Below are 22,669 nucleotides of genomic sequence, written 5' to 3'. Positions count from 1 at the left end.
AATTAAATAATTTTACCTAACAAAAATATTTTTTTAAAATTCACGAATCCAATTGGTTAAAACAGTCACCCATTCTTCATTGTCATTAATACACGGAACGGTGTGAAATTCTTCGCCACCAGCTTCTAAAAACTCTTCTTTTCCTTCCATGGCAATTTCTTCTAAAGTTTCTAAACAATCAGAAACAAAGGCAGGTGTTACAATAGCGAGTTTTTTAATACCTTCTTTTTCGGCTTTTTTAACAATTGTTCTATCGGTATAAGGTTGTAACCAAGGGTCGACACCTAAGCGAGATTGAAACGATGTTGAAACAGTTTTTGGATCTAAATTTAAGGCTGAAATTACATTTTTTGTCGTTTGAAAACATTGATGACGATAACAAAACTCATGTGCTTTTGATGGCGTATTACAACAACTTCCATCTATCTTACAATGACTTTTTGTAATGTCGGATTTACGAATATGACGTTCAGGAACACCATGATATGAGAATAATAAATGGTCGTATTCTTTATCGGCTAAATAATCTTTAATGCTATTTGCTAAGGCGTTAATATATTCAGGTTTTTTGTAAAAAGCAGGAACATCGGTAATTTTCATTTCAGGGAAAAATTCCTTTCTAATTTCTTCGGCTAATACGACGATTGTTTCGGTAGTTGCCATGGCAAACTGCGGATATAACGGAACTAGTAACACTTCGGTAACACCTTTATCGTGCAATTCTTGGAGTCCTTTTTTGATGGTCATTGTACCGTATCGCATTGCTAATGCTACGGGAATATCGGTTTTTTCTTGTACTTTTTTTTGCAAGCGTTCCGATAAAACAATTAATGGTGAACCGTCTTTCCACCAAATTTTTTTATAAGCGGCGGCTGATTTTTTAGGTCTGGTGTTTAAAATAATTCCTTTTACTAAAAATGAACGAAACCAATACGGAACATCAATTACGCGTTCGTCCATTAAAAATTCTCCTAAATATTTTTTAACATCCTTAGGATCGGTACTTTCTGGAGATCCTAAATTTACTAATAAAGCTCCTTTCATCTTTTTTATTTTTACGTATTTTATTTTTTACTTTTTTACCTTTTCTTTTAAAATTAATTAAATTTCAACTAAATTTAATTGTTTTTTATGTTCTTTAATTGATTTGTTGTTTCATATAATGCGATACTTAAACTATGAATCACGTTCATTGATGAATTGCGTCCGTACATTGGAATTGCGACAGTTGCATCGACATTATTAATATCTTCGATACCATTTCGTTCGCTTCCTAAAAGTAATACTATTTTTTCTTTGGATGTAAAATCAAAATTTTGAATAGCGACACTTTTATCGGCAATTTCGATACCGATAATTGTATTTCCTTCTTCTTTTAATTGCTTAATTAGTATATTAAAATCATCATAAACTTCGTGTTCAATTTGAGTAATGGTATTTCTAGCGGTACGTTTTACGTTTCTATTTTCGGTAGATGGCGAGCTTTGATGTAAAAAGATTTTTTGAACGCCAAAACTCTCTGCAATACGAAAACACATACCGATATTTTCGGGAGTTCGTATGGCATCGCAAACAATGGTTATCGGGAATTGTTGCTGTTTATTTTCGATATCGTAATGCGTAAGTTGTTTCATTCTTCACTTTTTATTTTTATTTTTGATTCTTTTGAGTTGCTTGTAAAGACATTACATATTGTTTTGGAGTTGTACCAAATTTCTTTTTAAAAGCAGCGATAAAATGACTAGAAGCACTATAACCAACCTGTAAACCAACTTCATTTACATTAAATTGATTACTTTCTAATAATTTCCGAGCGTGTTCCATTTTATAATCAAATAGAAAACTGTATACGGTATCGCCATATATTTGCTTGAAACCTTCTTTTAATTTCTTTAGATTTAAACCAACTTCACAGGCTAATTCTTGCAAGGTTGGCGGTTCACTCATTTTAGAAATAATAAAATCTTTGGCGTGTCTTATCTTTAAAACATCTCGATCATCAACTAAAAACGGACAATATTCATTTTCGGTATTTTCGCCTGTATCAAAATGAAGACTTAACAATTCGTATGTTTTTCCTCTAACGTAAAGATCTCTCATAGAACTATGATTCTTTGCCGTTAAAATTTGATGTAAAACCATTAGTGTATTCGGGCTAATGGCAGTACTATCATAATATTTTTTATGCTTATTATTATCACTTAAAAAAGGAATATAACTGGCTTCTTTTGAAAATAAAGAATGAAATTTTTCAATAGTTATCAAAACAGAAACGATAGCTGTTTTAGGTAAGATTTCTAAATTAATAGGTAAGTTTTGCTGTGGATTATACAAAAAAATAACCTGTTTATCTAACACATTAAAGGTGTAGCTCGTGTTATTAAAATGAAACTTGCAATTTCCTTTAACACAATAATGTAACTGTATATAAGAGTTATCAATATCTCTTTTATAAAACTGTGTTTTTTCGGTGTTATTCTGAAATTTTAACACGAAAAAACCCTTTTCTAAAACGACCTCTCTAAATGTACTTTCTGCGATGTTTTTTGGCATGAGTCAAAATATAATTAAAAACAATTTATTTAGAATGACTCTAAATTGAAGTGTTCTCCATAGTTGATTTTAGTGCAAAAATACACTTTATCTGTGTTTTATGGCTCTTTTTATACTAAAAAACAGCTATCGACATTAAAAGTTCTTTGAGCGACATTTTTTTATAATTAATCTTTTTACTTTTGCTTGACCTTATTGACTAAAACTGAATGACAGCAGATAAACATAATAAGAATTTATACAATATAGGTGTTAGTTATAAAAAAGCTGATGCAACTATACGTGGTAAATTTAGTATTTCTAAAGAAAATCAAGTAGCACTTTTAGAAGAAGCCAAATCAAATGGCGTTGATGGTATTTTTGTATTATCAACCTGTAATAGAACCGAAATTATGGGTTTTGCAGCACATCCTTTTCAATTGATTAGTTTGTTGTGTAAATACTCAAACGGAGCAATTGAAGAATTTGCAGCCGTTTCGAATGTTTATAAAGATAACGATGCTATTCGACATTTATTTCGAATGGGAACTGGTTTAGATAGTCAAATATTAGGAGATTACGAAATTGTTGGTCAGTTACGTCAAGCTTTTAAATTAGCTAAAGAAGTGGGAACGGTAAACGCCTATTTTGAACGTCTATTAAACCATGTAATGCAAGCAAGCAAGCGTGTAAAAAATGAAACGAAACTAAGCTCAGGAACAACTTCTGTTTCGTATGCTGCGGTTCAATATATTATTGAAAATTTACCCGATTATAATTTAAAAGATATTTTAGTCTTCGGATTGGGGAAAATGGGGAAGCATACCTGTAAAAATTTAGCAGAATATACACAGAATAAAACGGTTCGTTTAATCAACCGAACCGAAGAGAAAGCTATTGAATTTGTAAAAGAACATCCCGCTATTCAAAAAGCCAAGTTCGAAAACTTAAACAAAGAAATTGCCAATACTGATGTATTAATTGTATCGACAGGAGCATCCGAAGCAACCATTAAAAGAGAACACGTTTTAACCAATAACGAACTTTTAATTCTCGATTTATCAATGCCTGCAAACGTATCGAAAGAAGTAGCAGATTTACCAAACGTTACCTTGGTAAATGTTGATGAATTATCAAAAATAACCGATCAAACTTTAGCCATTCGTCAGCAAGAAATACCCGAAGCTGAAAAAATTATACAAACTCATAAAAATGAGTTTAAAGAATGGTTAAGTCATCGCAAATTTACACCCGCAATCACCGCCTTAAAAGAATCGTTAATTATCATCCAACAAGATGAAATTGCTTTTCATAAGAAAAAAATAAAAAACTTTGATGAATCGCAAGCAGAAGTAATTACTTCTAGATTTATTCAGAAAATAACTACACAATTTGTAAAACACTTAAAAACCGAAGAAACTTCGATAAATACAAGTATCGAAGTAATGGCAAAAGTGTTTGGTGCAACTTTAGAAACTATCCATGCAGAAGACAATTAAAATAGGTACACGAGATAGCCAATTGGCTATGTGGCAAGCAAATAAAGTTCGTAAAGAACTAGAAGAATTAGAATATGAATGTGAGATAGTTCCCATAAAATCAACAGGAGACCTTATTTTAGATACTCCCTTACACGAGTTAGGAATTACAGGTGTTTTTACTAAAAACCTTGATCTTGCCATGTTAAGTGGTGAAATTGATATCGCCGTGCATTCTTTAAAAGATGTTCCAACCGTTTTACCTGAAGGAATTATTCAGGGAGCTGTTTTGAAACGTGCCAATTATAACGATATTTTAGTTTTAAAAGATAATGAAGAGTTTTTCGGACAGCCAAACGGTGTTATTGCAACAGGAAGTTTGCGTAGAAAAGCACAATGGTTAAATCGTTATCCGACACATAAAGTAGTTGGTTTACGAGGAAACGTAAATACTCGTTTGCAAAAATTAGAAGAAAATGATTGGGATGGAGCTGTTTTTGCTGCCGCAGGATTAGAGCGTTTAGGTAAAAGACCAGAAGGAGCAATTAACCTTTCATGGATGATTCCAGCGCCAGCACAAGGTGCTATCATGATTACCGTTTCTGATAATGATGATTTCTCTAAAGATGCTTGTGAACAATTAAATCATTATGAAACCCAACTTTGTGTAGGTATCGAACGTGAATTTTTAAATCTTTTAGAAGGCGGATGTACTGCACCAATCGGAGCGTTAGCCTATGTTGATCCTAAAACTGAAGAAATAAACTTTAAAGGATTACTACTAAGCGAAGACGGAAAAAAGAAAATATCTGTAACCAAAAATGCGAAAGTAGGCCGTCATCGCTTTTTAGCAAAAGATTGTGCCGATTATATCATCAATAAAGGAGGAAAGGAATTAATGAAAAAACAAATAGTCGAAGAAAAAGAATTCGCTATTTATTCTACTAAAAAATTATCCGAAACTCAAAAAGAATTAGTAAACGAATCTGTTGCTGTTCAAGATAGTGATTTTATCAAAATTCGATTTAATAGAATCTCGCCTAAAGTTATCAAAGATGAAATTGAAAATGTAATTATTACCAGTCAAAATGGAGCGGAAGCAATCGCAAATTCTTTTACTGCGGATGAATTAAACTTCAAAAATATCTATTGTGTTGGGCGTAGAACTAAAAAATTAATCGAACAAAAAATAGGGAAGGTTGTTAAATCAGAAAGAAATGCCCAGAAATTAGCAAGCTATTTATCAAAAGAAATAAAAGGACAAAAAGTAACCTATTTTTGTAGCGATTTACGTTTAGATACCTTACCAAATATCTTAAAAGAAAACGAAATATCAGTAACCGAAATTGAAGCCTACAAAACAATGTTAAGCCCATCTAAAATTGATGAAAATAATAATGGCGTGTTGTTTTATAGCCCATCAACAGTGGAAAGTTATGTAATTGGAAATGCGGAGAGTAATATTGGAAATACTCAAAATAAAATCGCTTTTTGTATCGGTGAAAGTACCGCAAAAGAAGCTAGAAAGCATTTTGAAAACGTACAAGTTGCAAAATTACCATCCGTAGAAAGTGTACTCGAATTAGTAAATGCACATTTTATAAAAGCATAAAAAATGAACTAAAACGCAGTCAAGAGGTTTTTTTAATAGACATTTCGACTGCGTTTTTTATATAAAATAAAATAGTTTTTAAACTAGTACTAAAATTATGTTTAGAACAAGAAGACTTAGGAAAACCGAAGGAATCAGAAGATTAGTAAAAGAAACAAAAGTATCCGTAGACGATTTTGTCTATCCTTTATTTATTGAAGAAGGAGAAAATATCGAAAAAGAAATTGTTTCGATGCCTGGAATTAAACGTTTTTCTTTAGATAGAATTTCAAAAGAATTAGATGAGGTAGTCGCCTTAAATATTCCTGCTGTTTTATTATTCGGAATTCCTGCTAAAAAGGATGATGAAGGAACAGAAACTTGGAATGACAACGGAATTATGCAACAAGCAATCCGTTTTATCAAAAAGAATTACCCAAGCTTATACGTAATTACCGATGTTTGTTTTTGTGAATATACTTCCCACGGACATTGCGGAATTATCCATGATAACGATGTTGATAATGATGCCACTTTGGTCAATTTAGCCAAACAAGTAATTTCACACGCAAAAGCAGGTGTCGATATGGTTGCGCCTTCAGGAATGATGGATGGAACAATTGCCATGGTTAGAGAAAGTTTAGATAATACAGGTTTTGCAAACTTGCCAATTATGGCATATTCTGTAAAATATGCATCAGCTTTTTATGGGCCTTTTAGAGATGCTGCCGATTCTGCACCAACTTTTGGTGATCGTAAAACCTATCAAATGGATCCTTCAAATAGAGATGAAGGAATGCGTGAAGCAACTTTTGATGACCAAGAAGGAGCCGATATTTTAATGGTAAAACCAGCATTGTCATATTTAGACATTATTAGAGATTTAAAAAATAATTTTGACCGACCAATTGCCTGTTATAATGTAAGTGGTGAGTATGCGATGGTAAAAGCTGCCGCTGAAAAAGGTTGGATTGATGGCGAAAAAGTAATGATGGAAAGTTTGCTGTCAATGAAAAGAGCAGGAGCTGATATTATTATCACGTATTTTGCCAAAGAAGCTGCCAAAGTTCTGAATAGAAAATAATACGATACACGATAATATAATAATATTATGACAAGATAAGATTGTCATATATCGTAGATTTATAGATACGTATTATAAATACAAAAATTGTATCGAGAAGTTATTTAATAGCTTTTTGATACATTTTTGCTTGATAAAAAGCATATAAATACTAGAATAGAGATTAAAATACTATAAAATGGAATTTAAAAAATCACAAAAATTATATAAAAAAGGATTGGTAAACCTTGTAGGAGCTGTAAATTCTCCTGTAAGAGCATTTTCATCAGTAGGAGGAAATCCGTTGTTTATCAAAAAAGCAAAAGGAAGTAAAATTACCGATGTTGATAATAATACCTATATCGATTTAGTATTGTCTTATGGACCGATGATTTTAGGACATCGTCATAAAAAAGTGCAAAAAGCCATCACAAAAGCCTTGAAAAATGGCTATTCTTTTGGAGCATCTACAGAAAATGAAATTAAATTAGCAAAAATAGTATGTGATGCTTTTCCTGGAATGGATAAAGTTCGTTTTGTAAATTCAGGAACAGAAGCCGTTTTAAGTGGAATCCGTTTGGCTAGAGCGTTTACAGGAAAAGATAAAATTATAAAATTTGCAGGATGTTATCACGGACATCAAGATGCGTTATTAGTTGCGGCGGGTTCTGGTTTAGCAACCTTGAGTTTACCAGGAAGTAAAGGCGTTCCAGAAGGTGCCGTAGAAAATACATTAATCGCAACTTATAATGATTTAGAAAGTGTAAAAGCACATTTTGAAGCACATGACGATATCGCAGGTGTTATTTTAGAACCGATTGCAGGAAATATGGGCGTTGTAGTGCCTTATACAAACTTTTTAAAAGAACTAAAAATATACTTAGAATCGAAAGGAGCGTTGTTAATTGTTGATGAGGTAATGACAGGTTTCCGTTCTAAATTTGGAGGCGCACAAGAATTATTAGGCGTAACCGCTGATATTACGTGTTTAGGAAAAGTAATCGGTGGTGGTTTCCCTGTAGGAGCTTACGGAGCTCGTAACGAAATTATGCAAGAAGTTGCCCCTTTAGGAGGGATGTATCAAGCAGGAACGTTAAGTGGAAACCCGATTGCAATGGCAGGAGGAATTGCTACTTTAACAGAATTAAAAAGACAAAATCCGTATGATAAATTTAACGAAACAGCACAAGTTATTGAAGAGTTTCTGTTAAGTTCTGCAAGTAAATATAAGGTAGATGTTACCGTGAACAGATTCGGTTCGATGGTAAACCCTTTCTTTACAAATGTTACTGTAACCAACTTTGAACAAGCGCAAACATCAGACACCAAGAAATTTGCAACCTTCTTTTGGGCAATGATTAAAAACGGCGTATTTTTACCACCATCGCAGTTTGAAGCATGGTTTTTAGCATCCGCTTTAACAAAAAAAGACCTTAAAAAAATAGCAAAAGCGATTGATAAAGCAATGGAAGCTGTTTCTAAAATGTAAATAAAAAAATAACTATTTGTTAATTTTTTTTGATGATATTTTGATGATTTTATGAAAATTATCTTTTAAAAAATTATTAAAAATCTGAAAAATAAAGAATTATCAAAAGTAAAAAAGTATAAAAATGATAAAAAACGATTTATTTTTAAGAGCATTAAAAGGCGAAACAGTTGATCGTCCACCAGTTTGGATGATGCGTCAAGCAGGACGTTATTTACCTGAATTTATTGAAATCAGAAAAAAATACGACTTTTTTACCCGTTGTAGAACTCCTGAATTAGCATCAGAAATTACTGTACAACCTATCCGAAGATTTGGTATGGATGCCGCTATTTTATTTTCTGATATTTTAGTGATTCCACAAGCAATGAATATCGAAGTTCAAATGAAACCAGATTTTGGACCGTATTTACCAAATCCGATTAGAGATCAAAAAGGATTAGATACCGTGGTTGTTCCTGATGTAAATATAGAATTAGACTACGTAATGCAAGCTATTAAAGCGACCAAAGAAAAGTTAAACGATGAGGTTCCTTTAATTGGTTTTGCAGGATCGCCATGGACCATTTTATGTTATGTTGTACAAGGGCAAGGATCGAAGAATTTTGATAAAGCAAAAGAATTTTGTTTTACAAAACCAGTTTTGGCACACCAATTGCTAAGTAAGATTACAGAAACCACAATTGCTTATTTAAAAGCAAAAGTGAAAGCAGGTGTAGATGCTGTTCAAATTTTTGACTCTTGGGGAGGAATGTTATCACCAACCGATTATCATGAATTTTCTTGGCAATACATTAATCAAATAATAGAAGCATTAAAAGACGATGCACCAGTAATCGCTTTTGGAAAAGGATGTTGGTTTGCTTTAGATAAAATGGCAAATTCTAACGCAGCAGCTCTAGGAATTGACTGGACATGTTCTCCTAAAAATGCACGCTATTTAACAGGTGGAAATATTACATTACAAGGTAATTTTGACCCTTCAAGGTTATTGTCGCCACCAGCTGAAATTAAAAAAATGGTACACCAAATGATAAATGAGTTTGGTAAAGATAAATATATTGTTAACTTAGGGCACGGAATTTTACCTAACATTCCGCTTGAAAATGCAAAAGCATTTATTGATGCGGTAAAAGAGTATAAGGTTTAAAACTGTAACTCCCTTTTAAATTATTAAAAATGAATAAAATAGTACTTATATTAACTTTATTGCTAGCAACACAAGGCTTTTCTCAAAAGAGAATTTATTACAAAGATATTGTTGAAGAGTGTATTTCTACAGCAAGTAATGACGCTGCAATGTTAGACGATGTAGTATATAATTGTATTAAAGATAAATATATCTCTAATTATAATTTCACATCAATTAAAGGAGAAACCATAAGTACTGATGCTATTGATACACCTATCGTTTTGCTTGCCGCAGCCACTTGGTGTGCGCCTTGTTGGGGAGAAATTCCAGCATTGAATAAAATGGTCGAAAAATATGATGGTAAAGTAACGTTTATCATGCTTTTTTCAGATTTAGAAAAAGGGGTTACCAGAATGGCAGAAAAACTTGATAAAAGAATATTTTTAGTGCCTTCCAAAGAAAAATTAGAAAATAGATCTTCCTTAAAAGTAGCAGGATTTATTCATAAACTAGATTATCCATCAGCATATTTAATTACAGATAACAAAAGAATTTTAGATTTTAAAAGAGGAGCGTTATCACCAACCAAAAAAATGGGCTGGGATGAAGTTAATAAAATCAACGAACAAGAATTAGATGAATTTATTAAAGCTGTAATCAAATAAATGTTGATAATACATTGAAAATATAGTTAAAATACTTTAAAACCTCTTTCTTTTTAGAAAGAGGTTTTTTAATTTAGTCGAAATATAAAAAATATAAAAAAAGAAATGATTAAAAATATATTAGAAGCTATTAAAGCCTATTTCGGAGCTTTTCAATTAATATCAAAATTGAAATTATGGAAATATTTTACAATTCCGATATTAATAAGTGTTTTTACTGCCATTATAATCGCAAGTTCAGCCTACGCTTTATCAGATGATATTGGACATTATATCGCTAATTTTTGGAAATGGGATTTTGGCAAAGAAACCTTTGAAATGATTAGTACTTTTTTAAGTGGATTATCAATTTTACTTATCGGGTTGATACTTTACAAACATATTGTAATGGCGTTATCAGCTCCTTTTATGAGTCCTGTATCAGAAAAAATTGAAGCGTATTTAAATCCAGCAATACACGGACATCGAAAAACATCATTTCAGGAACAATTAATTAGAGGAATTCGAATAAATATACGTAATTTATCGAGAGAATTATTTTTTACAATTCCCATTTTATTGCTTAGTCTAATCCCTTTTGTTGGAATTATATTTACCATTTTATTATTTCTGATGCAGGCGTATTACGCAGGTTTTGGAAATGTAGATTACACTTTAGAACGTCATTTTAAATACAAAGAAAGCATCAATTTTGTAAACAAAAATAAAGGACTCGCTATTGGAAACGGAATCGTATTTATGTTGTTTTTATTAATTCCATTTGTTGGTGTACTATTAGTATTGCCTTTATCAGTAACTGCTGCAACAACCGAAACTATTAAGAAAATTCAGTTAAAAGAAGTATTAGAATAAGTATTTTTGCATCAAAATTTAGTGTTAAGTTAAGCGATAAATTCAGTATAAATAATCAAGAATTACCCATAAATGAAAGATAAGTTTTACAAATACATAGAAAAATTACAAGATACCATAACCGAAAAATTGGAACAAGTTGATGGCAGTGCAAAATTTCAAGAAGATACTTGGAAACGTGCCGAAGGTGGTGGTGGAAGAACTCGTGTTATCGAAAATGGAACTATTTTTGAAAAAGGCGGTGTGAATATTTCAAAAGTTTTTGGAGAATTACCAGAAGTATTACGCAAACAATTCGGCGTTAAAAATGGTGATTTTTTTGCCTGTGGATTAAGTTTAGTGTTGCATCCGAAGAACCCATTTGTGCCAACAGTACACGCAAATTGGCGCTATTTTGAAATGTATGATGAAAAAGGAAACATCGTTACACAATGGTTTGGCGGCGGTCAAGATTTAACACCGTATTATTTATTTGAACAAGATGCAACCCATTTTCATAGCGTTTGTAAAACAGCCTGTGATAAACATCATGCTGCTTTTTATCCGAAGTTTAAAGAAACTTGTGATAACTATTTTTGGAATACTCACAGAGAAGAAGCTCGTGGAATTGGAGGTTTATTTTTTGATTATTTAAAAGAAACTCCTGAGTTTTCAATCGAAAATAGATATGATTTTGTAACAGAAATAGGAGATAGTTTTCTAGAATCATACGTGCCAATTGTCGAAAAAAGAAAAGAAATTCCCTATGCAAAAGAACACAAAGATTGGCAAGAAATACGAAGAGGACGCTATGTAGAATTTAATTTAGTACACGATAGAGGAACATTATTCGGGCTAAAAACAAACGGACGCATAGAAAGTATTTTGATGAGTTTACCGCCTGTTGTGCAATGGAAATACGATCATCATCCAAAAGAAGGAAGCGAAGAAGCGAAATTAGTACATGTTTTAAAAACACCTAAAAATTGGGTATAACCAGTATCATAAATTATTGATTATCACTTTTGATGATAAATGTGTAATTTTAATGCTTTTTAAAATAGTTTTTGTGTGATAAGTATTTTTTTATTGTATTATTTCTGATAATAATTCAATAATTGGTAAATTTAACTTTTTTTTAAATCATTAAAAATATAAAAAAATGCTCGATTTTTAGTAACTTTGCGTACCTTAAAAAAAACGGATACTATGGCTAGATACGAATTGAAATTACCGAAAATGGGAGAAAGTGTTGCAGAAGCAACTATCACGTCTTGGGTTAAAGAAATTGGAGATACAATTGATATTGATGATACCGTTGTTGAAGTAGCAACCGATAAAGTCGATAGTGAAGTGCCAAGTGAAGTGGAAGGAACTTTAGTTGAAATTCTATTCGATAAAGATACCGTTGTGCAAGTTGGTCAAACGATTGCAATTATTGAAATAGCAGGAAATCAAGAAAATCATCAAGAAAATCAGGATGAAAATCAACGAGAAGATACTAAAAAAGCTATCGTTGCAGTAGAAAAAACAATTTCAGAAGCTAAAAATACCGTTTCTAAAACAATAGATACTTCCGAGAGTGATCGATTTTATTCGCCTTTAGTGAAAAATATCGCCAAAGAAGAAGGAATTTCACTTGAAGAATTGGAAACCGTAAAAGGAACAGGAAAAGAAAACAGAGTTACCAAAACAGATATTTTATCTTATTTAAAAGATAGAAAAAATAAAATTAAAGCAACTGATACCGTACAAAATACCGTAAAATCAGTAAAAGTTGAAACGCCAAAAGTTACAAAAAAACCATCAGTACCACTTACTTTAACGGGGCAAGACGAAATTATCGACATGACCCGCATGGGCAAATTAGTGGCAAAACATATGGTCGATTCTGTACAAACATCAGCACATGTGCAGTCTTTCATAGAAATTGATGTAACTAATATTGTAGCTTGGAGAAATAAAGTTAAAAATGCATATCAAAAAAGAGAAGGTGAAAAATTAACATTTACGCCAATTTTTATGCAAGCCGTAGCGCAAACAATTAAAAAACATCCGATGATAAATATTGCTGTTGATGGCGATAAAATTATCAAAAGAGGTAATATTAATTTAGGAATGGCAGCAGCTTTGCCTGATGGAAATTTAATCGTGCCAGTTATTAAAAATGCCGATCAATTAAGTTTAGTTGGCATCACTAAACAGGTAAATAATCTGGCTGTGAAAGCTCGTGGAAATCAGTTAAAACCAGACGATATTCAAGGCGGAACGTACACAGTTACCAATGTAGGAAGTTTTGGAAGTATCACTGGAACGCCAATTATCAATCAACCGCAAGTAGCGATTTTAGCCTTAGGAGCGATTGTGAAAAAACCTGCAGTTATTGAAACGCCAGAAGGCGATTTTATAGGGATTCGTCAAAAAATGATGGTGTGTCATTCGTACGATCATCGAGTTGTAAACGGCGCTTTAGGAGGGATGTTTATCAAAACATTAAAAGAAATTTTAGAAGCTTGGGATGTAAATCAAGATTTTTAGAGATAATAATAAAATTAAGTATTAAAACAAGGGACTTTAATTACAAAGTCCCTTGTTTTAATTATTGCTAGTTTTTGATTTATAATTTAGTTTTGATGATAAATATTTTCCAAAGCTATTTTTAATTCAGGATATTTAAACGTATAATTTTCCGCTGTTTTTTTAGCAGAAATTCGACTACCTTTTAATAAAATATCCGCCATTTCGCCTAAAATAATTTGCAATACAAAAGCAGGGGCATTTAATGGAAAAATCGGTTTTTTAATGATATCACCAAGTGTTCTTGTAAAACTATTATTCGTTTGATGTTCAGGAGCTACCGCATTATAAATTCCTGTAAATTGTCTGTTTTCTATAGCTTTTACATATAAATTACATAAATCATCTATATGAATCCACGGCATATATTGCGTGCCATTTCCTAAAGATGCTAAAAATAAAGGCGTGTTTATTTTTGATAAAGCTCCGCCAGATTTAGAAAGTACCACAGCAGTTCGCAAAATAGTAACAGGAATGTTTAATTCCGTAAATTGATTTGCCGATTTCTCCCAAGCAACACATACTTTTGAAATAAAATCATTTTGAGGAACGTCAGTTTCGGTGAAAATTGTATTCGAAGTAATTGCGCCATAATAGCCAATTCCAGATGCCGATATAAAACCATCTAACCGAATATTTAATGCTTTAATAGTATCAAAAAGTAAATCAGAAGAAGCTACTCGACTATTAATTAAAATTTCTTTTCGTTGTGATGTCCAGCGTTTATCAGCAATTCCTGCACCCGCTAAATGAATAATATGTGTAACATTCTCAAACGCTTTTTTATCAATGTATTTTTGTGAAATATCCCACTTAAATTCATTTACTCTCTTCGGATTTCTTGTCAAAATCGAAAAATCAATGCTTTTTTGCTTAAAAATATCTTGCAATTTGTTGCCTACCAAACCTGTACCACCTGTAATTAATACTTTTGTCATTGCTTTTGTCATTGCTTTTATGATTAATTTAATATGAAGATTTTTTTATGCTCTTAAAATCTATTAAAATAAACTTTTTAAAGAAATAAAAAAAACAAAAAATGAATAAATAGTGAAAAACGAAATTTAGTAAATAAGCTTAGCCCCGATTGAAGCAATTGTTTGAGCTCCTTTTTTTTGATTTTTCTTCAAAAAAAAGAGCGAGTGCGGAAAGCGGGAAATAGCTCCAAAAAAAAATCTCCTCAATTTCAGAAGAGATTTTTATAATAGTTCTAATTTTTTTATTTACTCGCAATAATCCATTTGTTGATTTTATCTTCCAACAACGCCAACGGAATACAACCCGTTTCTAAAATTTGATGGTGAAATTCACGAATATCAAATTTATTTCCTAATTCTTTTTTCGCTTTTGCTCTTAATTCGCTAATTTTTAATTGACCAATTTTATACGATAACGCTTGTCCTGGATTCGCCATATAACGCTCAATTTCTGAAATAATACTCACTTCAGATTCCGCTTCATTATCCAACGAATATTGAATGGCTTTCTCACGACTCCAACCTTTGGCGTGAATCCCTGTATCAACAACCAAACGAATTGCTCGGTGCATTTCCATACCCAACATTCCAAAATATTGATAAGGGTCGCTATATAAACCCAATTCTTTTCCTAAATTTTCCGTGTATAACGCCCAACCTTCGCCATAAGCACTGTACCATAAGGTTTTTCTGAAATCTGGTAAATCATCATTTTCCTGCGTTAATGAAACCTGATAATGATGCCCTGGAATGGCTTCGTGCAAAAATAATGCTTCGTCCATAAATACATTGTATTTTGTAGCATCAGGAATTGGTACGTAAAAAACACCTGGACGTGTGCCGTCCAATGAACCCGCATTATATTCAGCACTTGCCGATGCTTCTCTGAATTTTTCGGTTTGCATAACCGTAAAAGGTGTTTTGGGTTTGTTCCCAAATAATTTGGCTAATTGCGGTTTCATTTTAGCATGAATCGCATTAAAATTAGCAATAATTTGTTTCGGCGTTTTGTAAGGCATTAATTTTTTATTATCACGAACATCATTGAAAAAATCTTTTAAACTTCCTGTAAAACCTACTTCCTTTTTTACTTTTTCCATTTCTGATAAAATACGTGCCACTTCACGCAATCCTAATTCATGAATTTCATCAGCAGTCATTTCGGTAGTCGTGTAATTTTTAATGGCGTGTGCATAATATGATTTTCCATTTGGAATCGCATCAATTCCACTGGTTTTTCTACCAGATTTTAAATAATCTGTTTTTAAGAAAGTGTACATTTTTTTAAAAACAGGAATTAATTTAGCCTCTAAAATTTTTGCATAATCTTGAGTTATTATTTTTTTATCAGCATCTGAAAAAGTATTTGGTACGTTTTTTATCGGCGTATAAAACAAGTGATTTTTGATATTACTTTCTGCCAATGATTGGAATTGTGGAATTATTTTTAAAACCAAAGATTTTGGTAACACATAGTTTTCCGCAATTCCTTGACGCATATTTTTCATCGCATTTTCTAACCAAATATGATATCCGTTTAATCTTTTTAGCCAATTTTGATAATCTTCTACGGTTTCAAAAGGTTGTGAACCGCTACCACTTGCAAAAGTTCCCATCGTTAAATTGACCGTCCACATTTGGTTTATCGGCATTAAAATATCATTCTTAAAACTGTTTTGTGCTAGTGCCATATCGCAATCCCACACTAAAACGGCTTTGCTCATTTGCTCACTTTCGCTTAAATCCGATTCCTTAAAAGCAAGTATTTTTGCTTTAAAATCAGTATAAAAAGCGTTATTTTTTTGCTGATACGCTTCCGATAAACTATTTGGAAATTTATCATTAAAGCGATTATCACCAGCATTGGTCGCATTAATCGGGTTTAAGTTGAATTTCCCTTGGTTATAATCTTCTAAAACTTTCGTAAATGCGGTGTTTTTTAACGCAGTTCTTTTCTCTTGTGTTTTTTGCTGATTTTCTTGTTTATTTTCTTCTTTTTTACAAGAAGTAAAAAGCGTGGCGATCGCAATTAAGCTGATGGATAAAAATAATTTTGTCATTTTTTTGTGTTTTATGTATGTTTTTTAGTTTTTGTACTTTTTCTAAAATTTATTTTTTAGTAGTTTCATACAATTCGGCTCCCCAAAGTTGAATGTCTTTTTCATGCAAATCCGAATGATTAAATAATTGATAAAACTCTTTTTTAATTTCTCGAATTGCTTTAGAATCTTCAGTTCTGATACTTGTTTCGTAGTTATTTTTAAAACCACTTACCGTAAAATTTAACGAACCTAAATACGCAATTTTATCATCAATAATATAAATTTTACTATGAATAAAAGAATCGCTTAATTTTGATTTGTAAGGCGACATATATACTTTAAAAGGAAAAAGTTGCGAATATTTATACCTGTTTTTCTGTTTCTTTTTAGCTTTTTTTCGAACAGAAATATAACTAATAAGTAAAATGATTATAGGGATAAATCCAACAGCAATTCTTACATCTTCGGTTTGATAAAAAGCATATAGCATCGTAGCTACAACTCCAAGAATACTAAATAATATGATTTGTGAAAAAGCCTGCCATTTTTTAGGAATGTTGTTTTTATTTTTATGTTGAATGATTAATTGATGAATATTTTTGTCTGCATCTCCTTTAAAATCTTCAATAGTATCGGATGTAATTAATTCGATATTTATTTTTCTATTTTTTAATTTGATGAGTTCTCGAACCAAAGAAGCAGATAAATAAGGTGATACAATTTTTACTGATTTTTTGGCTTTGTAAATATCACTAAGTAAGTTTTTTCCAGCACTTTTACCTATGTGAATATCACACGTTGCTTTGTTGATAAACATTTTTTATGTTGTTGTAATTTTATCCGATTCGTGTTCCATTTTTCATTTTTTTATCCGCAGAAATTAAAGAAATTTCGTGGCTATCACCAATGGCACCTAATACTAAACATTCGCTCATCATGTTGGCGATTTGTTTTTTAGGAAAGTTGATAACCGCTATAATTTGATTTCCGATTAATTCCTCTGGCGTATATAATTTGGTGATTTGTGCCGATGTTTTTTTAATGCCAAATTCACCGAAATCAATTTGCATTTTGTACGCAGGATTTTTCACTTCTTTAAAAATTTCGGCACTCATAATCGTTCCGATACGCATTTCTATTTTGATAAAATCTTGCCAAGTTAAGGTATTATTTTGCATTTATATTGTTTTTGAATCCCTGTTTAAAATCTGAAAAAACAGAAAAGTAAATTTAGAACTAAAATAGGTTTCAAAAGGCAAGGAATCAAAAAAATAATTAACGATTATCTTGTTTTTATTTAACATAAAATTCACTAAAATTCCAATTCATTATTTTTTATAAAATACCTATCTTTTACTTATCTTTAGCACCTATTAATAGTCATTTTTCGTATGAAATTATATCAAGAAAATCAGTTAAAAGTATACAATTCTTTATCAAAAAGTAAAGAGCTTTTTAAACCTGTAAACGACGGATACGTAGGTATGTACGTCTGCGGACCAACCGTGTATAGCAATGCTCATTTAGGAAACGTACGAACGTTTATGTTTTTTGATGTTGTGTATCGTTATTTATTGCATTTGGGGTATAAAGTGCGTTATGTGCGTAATATTACTGATGCAGGGCATTTAGAAAACGATGCCGATGAGGGCGAAGATAGAATTTCTAAAAAAGCACGTTTAGAAAAAATTGAACCGATGGAAGTGGTACAAAAGTATACGGTTGATTTTCATGATGTTTTAAAAAACTACAATTTTTTACCACCAAGTATCGAACCAACGGCAACAGGACATATTGTCGAGCAAATCGAAATGATTAAAGAAATCATCGAAAAAGGTTTTGCCTATCAAGTAAATGGTTCGGTATATTTTGATGTGTTAAAATATAATGAAACGGGTAATTACGGAATCCTTTCAGGACGAAAAATTGAAGATGCCATTCATAATACTCGAACTTTAGATGGACAATCGGATAAGAAAAACCCACAAGATTTTGCACTTTGGAAAAAAGCTGATGAACGTCATATTATGCGTTGGCCTTCGCCTTGGAGCGATGGTTTTCCTGGTTGGCATTTAGAATGTTCAGTAATGAGTACGAAATATTTAGGTGAAAAATTTGATATTCACGGTGGTGGAATGGATTTAAAATTTCCGCATCACGAATGTGAAATAGCGCAATCGCAAACCTGTAGCGGTGTTTCGCCTGTAAATTATTGGATGCATACCAATATGTTATTGTTAAATAGTCAGAAAATGGCAAAATCAACAGGGAATTTTATTTTACCAAATGAAATTTTATCAGGAGAAAATGACATTTTACCAAAAGCTTTTTCAGCAAGTGTCGTTCGTTTTTTTAATATGCAAGCCAATTATAGAAGCATTTTAGATTTTTCAGGAGAAGCCTTAGAAGCATCAGAAAAAGGACATTCAAAATTAATGGAAGCAGTAAACTTCTTAGAAAAAATTGAAGCAGGAAATACGTCTACTTTTGATGTTCAGAAATGGAAAAAAGACTGTTATAACGCCATGAATGACGATTTTAATACGCCTGTATTAATTTCTCATTTATTTGAAGCTGTAAAAACAATCAATCAAATAAAAGAAAATACCGCAAGTTTAACCCAAACAGATTTATCAGAATTTACAACAACTCTAAACGCTTTTGTTTTTGATGTTTTAGGATTGATGAATCAAGCAATTCAAGGAAATTCTTCGGATAAAGTAAATGGTGTTGTTGAATTATTAATCAAGCTACGAAAAGAAGCACGTGAAAATAAAGATTGGACATTATCTGACCAAATTCGTGATGAATTGTTAGCTTTAGGCGTTCAATTAAAAGATGGAAAAGACGGAACAAGTTTTTCTATCAATTAAGAAAATAGCCATTAAAAAGAAGATAAAAACTTGAAGAAAATTTTAGCTTATCCGTTTATCTTATTGGTGCGATTTTATCAAACAGCAATTTCACCATTTACACCCGCAAGCTGTCGATATTCTCCAACGTGTTCTAGTTACACCATAGAAGCATTGCAGAAACATGGATTATTTAGCGGCGGTTGGTTAGCCTTGAAAAGAATTTTTAGCTGTCATCCGTGGGGTGGAAGCGGGTATGATCCAGTGCCTGAAAAGCCTGTGTCAAAAAAAGAAAATAAATAATAGTCGTTTTAATGTAATGACATAAAATAAAATAATACATGAATTTTTTATCCATCGTATGGGATTTAGACCCTGAAATTATAAAAATAGGAAGCTTCGGTATTCGTTGGTACAGCTTAATGTTTGTTACCGTATTTGTATTAGGACTTCATTTAATGAAGAAAATTTTTATAAATGACAACATTCCTGCCGAAAAATTAGATCCATTATTTATGTATGTATTCGTATCGATGTTGGTAGGAATGCGTTTAGGTGATGTGTTTTTTTATAGTTGGGATTATTATCAAAACCATTTATTAGAGATATTTTTACCGATGAAACAATTAGCCGATGGTTCTTGGAAATTCACAGGTTTCACAGGTTTTGCAAGTCATGGAGCAGCGATTGGTATTCCGATAGCTTTGTATTTTTACGCCAAAAAACATTTGCAAAAACCATGGTTATTTATTCTAGATAGAGTAGGAATTATCGTTGCTTTGGCAGGTTTTTTTATCCGATTAGGAAACTTTTTTAATTCTGAAATCTACGGAAAACCAACAGGAAGTAGTTTTGGTGTCATTTTTAAAAGAGCAGGAGAAACTGTGGCGTGTCATCCAACGCAATTATATGAAGCGTTTAGTTATTTAGCGTTGTTTTTTGCTTTGTGGCATTTTTATTGGAAAACAGATAAAAAGAAGCAAGAAGGATTTTTATTTGGATTGTTTATGGTCGTTTTATGGTCATTGCGATTCTTTATTGAATTTTTGAAAAAAGCACAAGTTGATAGCAGAGAAGATTGGGTTTTCAATTCTTTAAACACAGGGCAAGTATTAAGTATTCCACTTGTTTTAATCGGTTTTTGGTTGATGTTTAGAAAATCAAAATAAGCTATTTTATAAAAAATAAAAACCTCCAAGTTGCTGTAAATTACAGTTTGGAGGTTTTTTTACGCAAGTGTTTTAATTTTGAAGATATTTAAGCATCTAAATTATCTAAAACCTTTTTTTGTTTTTTAGTGTGCGAAAATATTTTATATTGAAGTAATGCCATCATTAGAAAAAAAGCAACAAAATTTATCAGTAATAACATTAAAATTTCAGGCTTAATAGAGGCTAGGTTTCCTCCGTAAAAGGCAATTTTTCGAAAGCCACTCAAAAATTGAGTAAGCGGAATATATTGTGCAATATTTGAAATCGCATTTGGTATCGCCATCGTTGGCCAAGTAAAACCACTAAGAACAAAGGCGGGCGTTGAAATAACCATTAATAATTCGGTTGCTTTTAATTGATTTTGAAAAGCAATAGAAAATAACATTCCAATACTCATTGATGATAAGGTTACTAAAAAAGTTAAAACTAACATCGGAAAACTATAAATTTCTGCATCAATATTAAAATACGGAATAAAGAAGCTAACGACCGTCCACATAATAGGAATCATCAGAAAAAAAGGCGTAGATTTAAGGACAATATGATACAAAGACCACTTACTTTCTTTCACTAAATTTGAAAAATAACCATCTTCAAAATCTCTAGCAAAAACCAAAGCCATTGCCAAAAATATAATTTGTTGCATAATCCCAGCAAGCAATCCTGGAAGCATAAACGTTACATAATTTCCTGTTGAATTATATAATTTGTTGAAATTTATTTTAAAACTTTCGTAAGCGTTTATAGCTTGTTCAGGATGTAATCCTTGTTTTTTAAGTCCTTCAATTTCAATTCCTGCATTTACAGTCATTAGTACCGATTGAATATTTTTACTAGCCGTATTAGCGTTTAAAATATTTGCCATATTCAAATCTACACGTACTTCAGGATGTCGTTTTTGTAAAACATCTGCCTCAAAATCTGTAGGAAATGTAATAACAGCTACATATTGTTCGGTTGGCATTTCTGCTTTAATATTGCCAGGCGTATATCTTATATCTTTAATTTTTAAGCCTTCGTTGTCATTAAAAGCATCAATGATTTTGTCAGTTGTTGGACTGTTATCTTGATCTATAATAACAATCGGCAGGTTTATTACTTTTGCTTGTTGATACACAAAACCAAATAATACTCCATATAAAATAGGCGCTCCAAAGAAAATAGCAAGTAACACGCTGTTCGAAAAGATGCGTGAAAACTCTATTTTTAATAATCTTATAAATTTTTTCATGCTTTTATTCTTTAATTAAAACAGTGGCATTTAGATAGAATATTTGCTCGTTATTTTCACCTGTTTTTTCGATATTTTTATCTAAAGGAATTATTTTTAACTCATAAATAGCTTCTGATAATTCATATAAAGGAGCGGTACTGGTAATATCAGCATATTTAGCAAGCTGTTTTATGGCGATAATTTTACCTTGAATTTCTTCTTTTGTATACGGGTTTATAAGCGTAATTGGCGCACCTGTTTTAAAGTTATATACTTTTGATTCTGGCACGGTAAAACGAAAATATACACTGCTTTTTTTATAGCCATTAAATAAAGTGTAACCAGGCGAAAGTAGTTCGCCTTGCTTTAAGCTAATTGTTTCTATTGACATATCGGTAGGCGCAATAATGTATTTTTCGCTCGCTGCAGAAAGCACTTCTTGCTTGGCACCCATAGCACGGTCTAATTGTCCTTTTGCTTGATCTATTTGCTCGGTTCTGGCACCATTTTTAGCTTCATTTCGTTTTGCTTCTATGGCAGTTACTTGTGCTTTTGCCATGTTTAATTTCATTTTCACTTCATCAAATTGTTGCTGGCTTATTAATGAATCTTGATACATTGCACGCATTCTATTGAAAGATTCTTGCGCAAATTCTAACTGTGCTTTTCCTGCGTTTAATTTTCCATCAATTTGAATTAATTGGTCTTTTGTGGCACCATTAAAAGCCATTTTTAATTGTCCTTTAGCAGCTTTTATAGCACCGTTTACTTGCGTCATTTTTGCATTTACTTCAGGAATATCAATAAAAGCTAAGGTATCTCCTTTTTTCACATCTTGTCCTTCGGTTACATATATGTTGCCAATTCGCCCTGCTATTTTACTACTAATAGACATGGTTTCAAACTTCACTTTTCCTTTATATGGAGTAATTGTTTGCTTGTTGGTGCATGAATTAAGTGATATTAATGCCGTGGCTCCAATAAAAATAGTTTTAAATAAATTCATTTTTTTTTGA

Annotated in this window: 21 protein-coding genes; 12 read left to right on the top strand and 9 right to left on the bottom strand. The window is 31.7% G+C overall.

The window, feature by feature from the left end; translation table 11 throughout:
• Positions 1 to 33 precede the first annotated feature (33 nt).
• From hemH to L0U72_RS06065, 3 genes are all read right to left on the bottom strand, one after another.
• Positions 34 to 1,044, bottom strand: a complete 1,011-nt coding sequence (hemH, locus tag L0U72_RS06075; protein ID WP_101917551.1) for a ferrochelatase — start codon at positions 1,042 to 1,044, stop codon at positions 34 to 36.
• 74 nt (positions 1,045 to 1,118) lie between these two features.
• The gene (locus L0U72_RS06070; protein WP_193700328.1) at positions 1,119 to 1,634 is read right to left on the bottom strand and encodes a TrmH family RNA methyltransferase; all 516 of its coding nucleotides are present in this window, start codon (positions 1,632 to 1,634) and stop codon (positions 1,119 to 1,121) included.
• Positions 1,635 to 1,650: 16 nt separating this feature from the next.
• Positions 1,651 to 2,553, bottom strand: a complete 903-nt coding sequence (locus L0U72_RS06065; RefSeq protein ID WP_101917548.1) for a helix-turn-helix domain-containing protein — start codon at positions 2,551 to 2,553, stop codon at positions 1,651 to 1,653.
• A 209-nt stretch (positions 2,554 to 2,762) separates the two neighbouring features.
• On the opposite strand from L0U72_RS06065, the gene hemA reads away from it, so the two are divergent.
• The 9 genes from hemA to L0U72_RS06020 all read left to right on the top strand — a co-directional run bounded on the left by hemA (position 2,763) and on the right by L0U72_RS06020 (position 13,319).
• Positions 2,763 to 4,031: a glutamyl-tRNA reductase gene (gene hemA / locus L0U72_RS06060; protein ID WP_233862278.1), complete on the top strand. Its 1,269-nt coding sequence runs from the start codon at positions 2,763 to 2,765 to the stop codon at positions 4,029 to 4,031.
• Positions 4,015 to 5,622, top strand: a complete 1,608-nt coding sequence (gene hemC / locus L0U72_RS06055; RefSeq protein WP_233885094.1) for a hydroxymethylbilane synthase — start codon at positions 4,015 to 4,017, stop codon at positions 5,620 to 5,622. Before hemA ends, hemC begins: the two co-directional genes overlap by 17 nt.
• 97 nt (positions 5,623 to 5,719) lie before the next feature.
• Positions 5,720 to 6,685: a porphobilinogen synthase gene (gene hemB, locus L0U72_RS06050; protein WP_101917543.1), complete on the top strand. Its 966-nt coding sequence runs from the start codon at positions 5,720 to 5,722 to the stop codon at positions 6,683 to 6,685.
• Positions 6,686 to 6,863: 178 nt separating this feature from the next.
• Positions 6,864 to 8,153, top strand: coding sequence for a glutamate-1-semialdehyde 2,1-aminomutase (gene hemL / locus L0U72_RS06045; RefSeq protein ID WP_233885097.1), 1,290 nt, complete (start codon positions 6,864 to 6,866; stop codon positions 8,151 to 8,153).
• A 124-nt stretch (positions 8,154 to 8,277) separates the two neighbouring features.
• Positions 8,278 to 9,303: a uroporphyrinogen decarboxylase gene (gene hemE / locus L0U72_RS06040; protein ID WP_101917541.1), complete on the top strand. Its 1,026-nt coding sequence runs from the start codon at positions 8,278 to 8,280 to the stop codon at positions 9,301 to 9,303.
• A gap of 29 nt (positions 9,304 to 9,332) precedes the next feature.
• Positions 9,333 to 9,950: a TlpA family protein disulfide reductase gene (locus L0U72_RS06035; RefSeq protein ID WP_101917539.1), complete on the top strand. Its 618-nt coding sequence runs from the start codon at positions 9,333 to 9,335 to the stop codon at positions 9,948 to 9,950.
• A 105-nt stretch (positions 9,951 to 10,055) separates the two neighbouring features.
• Complete coding sequence (locus L0U72_RS06030) at positions 10,056 to 10,802, top strand: EI24 domain-containing protein (protein WP_233898664.1); 747 nt, start codon at positions 10,056 to 10,058, stop codon at positions 10,800 to 10,802.
• Between the two features lie 72 nt (positions 10,803 to 10,874).
• Positions 10,875 to 11,777, top strand: coding sequence for an oxygen-dependent coproporphyrinogen oxidase (gene hemF / locus L0U72_RS06025; RefSeq protein ID WP_233898663.1), 903 nt, complete (start codon positions 10,875 to 10,877; stop codon positions 11,775 to 11,777).
• 213 nt (positions 11,778 to 11,990) lie between these two features.
• Positions 11,991 to 13,319, top strand: coding sequence for a dihydrolipoamide acetyltransferase family protein (locus L0U72_RS06020; protein ID WP_233898662.1), 1,329 nt, complete (start codon positions 11,991 to 11,993; stop codon positions 13,317 to 13,319).
• Positions 13,320 to 13,405: 86 nt separating this feature from the next.
• Here the strand turns inward: L0U72_RS06020 and L0U72_RS06015 are convergent, their stop codons facing one another.
• The 4 genes from L0U72_RS06015 to L0U72_RS06000 form a co-directional block, all read right to left on the bottom strand.
• On the bottom strand, positions 13,406 to 14,308 hold the full coding sequence (locus L0U72_RS06015) for a TIGR01777 family oxidoreductase (RefSeq protein WP_233898661.1): 903 nt from the start codon (positions 14,306 to 14,308) through the stop codon (positions 13,406 to 13,408).
• Between the two features lie 269 nt (positions 14,309 to 14,577).
• Entirely contained in the window at positions 14,578 to 16,395 is a 1,818-nt protein-coding gene (locus L0U72_RS06010) for a DUF885 domain-containing protein (RefSeq protein WP_233898660.1), read from the bottom strand.
• A gap of 49 nt (positions 16,396 to 16,444) precedes the next feature.
• On the bottom strand, positions 16,445 to 17,194 hold the full coding sequence (locus L0U72_RS06005; RefSeq protein ID WP_233885110.1) for a phospholipase D-like domain-containing protein: 750 nt from the start codon (positions 17,192 to 17,194) through the stop codon (positions 16,445 to 16,447).
• Positions 17,195 to 17,213: 19 nt separating this feature from the next.
• On the bottom strand, positions 17,214 to 17,555 hold the full coding sequence (locus L0U72_RS06000; protein ID WP_101917529.1) for a tRNA-binding protein: 342 nt from the start codon (positions 17,553 to 17,555) through the stop codon (positions 17,214 to 17,216).
• Between the two features lie 213 nt (positions 17,556 to 17,768).
• On the opposite strand from L0U72_RS06000, the gene cysS reads away from it, so the two are divergent.
• The 3 genes from cysS to lgt are packed head-to-tail and all read left to right on the top strand — an operon-like array spanning position 17,769 to position 20,398.
• Positions 17,769 to 19,250 (top strand): cysteine--tRNA ligase, encoded by a 1,482-nt coding sequence (gene cysS, locus L0U72_RS05995; protein WP_193700335.1) that lies wholly within the window; start codon positions 17,769 to 17,771, stop codon positions 19,248 to 19,250.
• Positions 19,251 to 19,280: 30 nt separating this feature from the next.
• Positions 19,281 to 19,532: a membrane protein insertion efficiency factor YidD gene (gene yidD / locus L0U72_RS05990; protein ID WP_193706616.1), complete on the top strand. Its 252-nt coding sequence runs from the start codon at positions 19,281 to 19,283 to the stop codon at positions 19,530 to 19,532.
• Between the two features lie 38 nt (positions 19,533 to 19,570).
• Positions 19,571 to 20,398, top strand: coding sequence for a prolipoprotein diacylglyceryl transferase (gene lgt, locus L0U72_RS05985; RefSeq protein ID WP_101917525.1), 828 nt, complete (start codon positions 19,571 to 19,573; stop codon positions 20,396 to 20,398).
• Between the two features lie 88 nt (positions 20,399 to 20,486).
• Here the strand turns inward: lgt and L0U72_RS05980 are convergent, their stop codons facing one another.
• Both L0U72_RS05980 and L0U72_RS05975 read right to left on the bottom strand, forming a co-directional pair.
• Positions 20,487 to 21,671 (bottom strand): ABC transporter permease, encoded by a 1,185-nt coding sequence (locus L0U72_RS05980; protein WP_233898659.1) that lies wholly within the window; start codon positions 21,669 to 21,671, stop codon positions 20,487 to 20,489.
• Between the two features lie 4 nt (positions 21,672 to 21,675).
• Positions 21,676 to 22,659 carry an HlyD family secretion protein gene (locus L0U72_RS05975; RefSeq protein WP_101917521.1) on the bottom strand — a complete coding sequence of 328 codons (984 nt, stop codon included), beginning with the start codon at positions 22,657 to 22,659 and terminating at the stop codon, positions 21,676 to 21,678.
• Between the last annotated feature and the right edge of the window lie 10 nt (positions 22,660 to 22,669).

Source organism: Tenacibaculum piscium (genome assembly GCF_021390755.1).
GTDB classification, from domain to species: Bacteria; Bacteroidota; Bacteroidia; order Flavobacteriales; family Flavobacteriaceae; genus Polaribacter; species Polaribacter piscius.
This window is presented reverse-complemented; position numbering and strand designations above follow the sequence as displayed.

Bases quoted from the DNA above. Each gene is read 5' to 3' on its own strand.
- hemC (WP_233885094.1), top strand. From the start codon at position 4,015: ATGCAGAAGACAATTAAAATAGGTACACGAGATAGCCAATTGGCTATG.
- L0U72_RS06035 (WP_101917539.1), top strand. From the start codon at position 9,333: ATGAATAAAATAGTACTTATATTAACTTTATTGCTAGCAACACAAGGC.
- L0U72_RS05975 (WP_101917521.1), bottom strand. From the start codon at position 22,659: ATGAATTTATTTAAAACTATTTTTATTGGAGCCACGGCATTAATATCA.
- hemF (WP_233898663.1), top strand. From the start codon at position 10,875: ATGAAAGATAAGTTTTACAAATACATAGAAAAATTACAAGATACCATA.
- L0U72_RS06020 (WP_233898662.1), top strand. From the start codon at position 11,991: ATGGCTAGATACGAATTGAAATTACCGAAAATGGGAGAAAGTGTTGCA.
- L0U72_RS06010 (WP_233898660.1), bottom strand. From the start codon at position 16,395: ATGACAAAATTATTTTTATCCATCAGCTTAATTGCGATCGCCACGCTT.
- L0U72_RS05980 (WP_233898659.1), bottom strand. From the start codon at position 21,671: ATGAAAAAATTTATAAGATTATTAAAAATAGAGTTTTCACGCATCTTT.
- hemB (WP_101917543.1), top strand. From the start codon at position 5,720: ATGTTTAGAACAAGAAGACTTAGGAAAACCGAAGGAATCAGAAGATTA.
- L0U72_RS06065 (WP_101917548.1), bottom strand. From the start codon at position 2,553: ATGCCAAAAAACATCGCAGAAAGTACATTTAGAGAGGTCGTTTTAGAA.
- L0U72_RS06015 (WP_233898661.1), bottom strand. From the start codon at position 14,308: ATGACAAAAGCAATGACAAAAGTATTAATTACAGGTGGTACAGGTTTG.
- hemA (WP_233862278.1), top strand. From the start codon at position 2,763: ATGACAGCAGATAAACATAATAAGAATTTATACAATATAGGTGTTAGT.
- L0U72_RS06030 (WP_233898664.1), top strand. From the start codon at position 10,056: ATGATTAAAAATATATTAGAAGCTATTAAAGCCTATTTCGGAGCTTTT.
- hemH (WP_101917551.1), bottom strand. From the start codon at position 1,044: ATGAAAGGAGCTTTATTAGTAAATTTAGGATCTCCAGAAAGTACCGAT.
- L0U72_RS06000 (WP_101917529.1), bottom strand. From the start codon at position 17,555: ATGCAAAATAATACCTTAACTTGGCAAGATTTTATCAAAATAGAAATG.
- lgt (WP_101917525.1), top strand. From the start codon at position 19,571: ATGAATTTTTTATCCATCGTATGGGATTTAGACCCTGAAATTATAAAA.
- hemL (WP_233885097.1), top strand. From the start codon at position 6,864: ATGGAATTTAAAAAATCACAAAAATTATATAAAAAAGGATTGGTAAAC.
- L0U72_RS06005 (WP_233885110.1), bottom strand. From the start codon at position 17,194: ATGTTTATCAACAAAGCAACGTGTGATATTCACATAGGTAAAAGTGCT.
- hemE (WP_101917541.1), top strand. From the start codon at position 8,278: ATGATAAAAAACGATTTATTTTTAAGAGCATTAAAAGGCGAAACAGTT.
- L0U72_RS06070 (WP_193700328.1), bottom strand. From the start codon at position 1,634: ATGAAACAACTTACGCATTACGATATCGAAAATAAACAGCAACAATTC.
- cysS (WP_193700335.1), top strand. From the start codon at position 17,769: ATGAAATTATATCAAGAAAATCAGTTAAAAGTATACAATTCTTTATCA.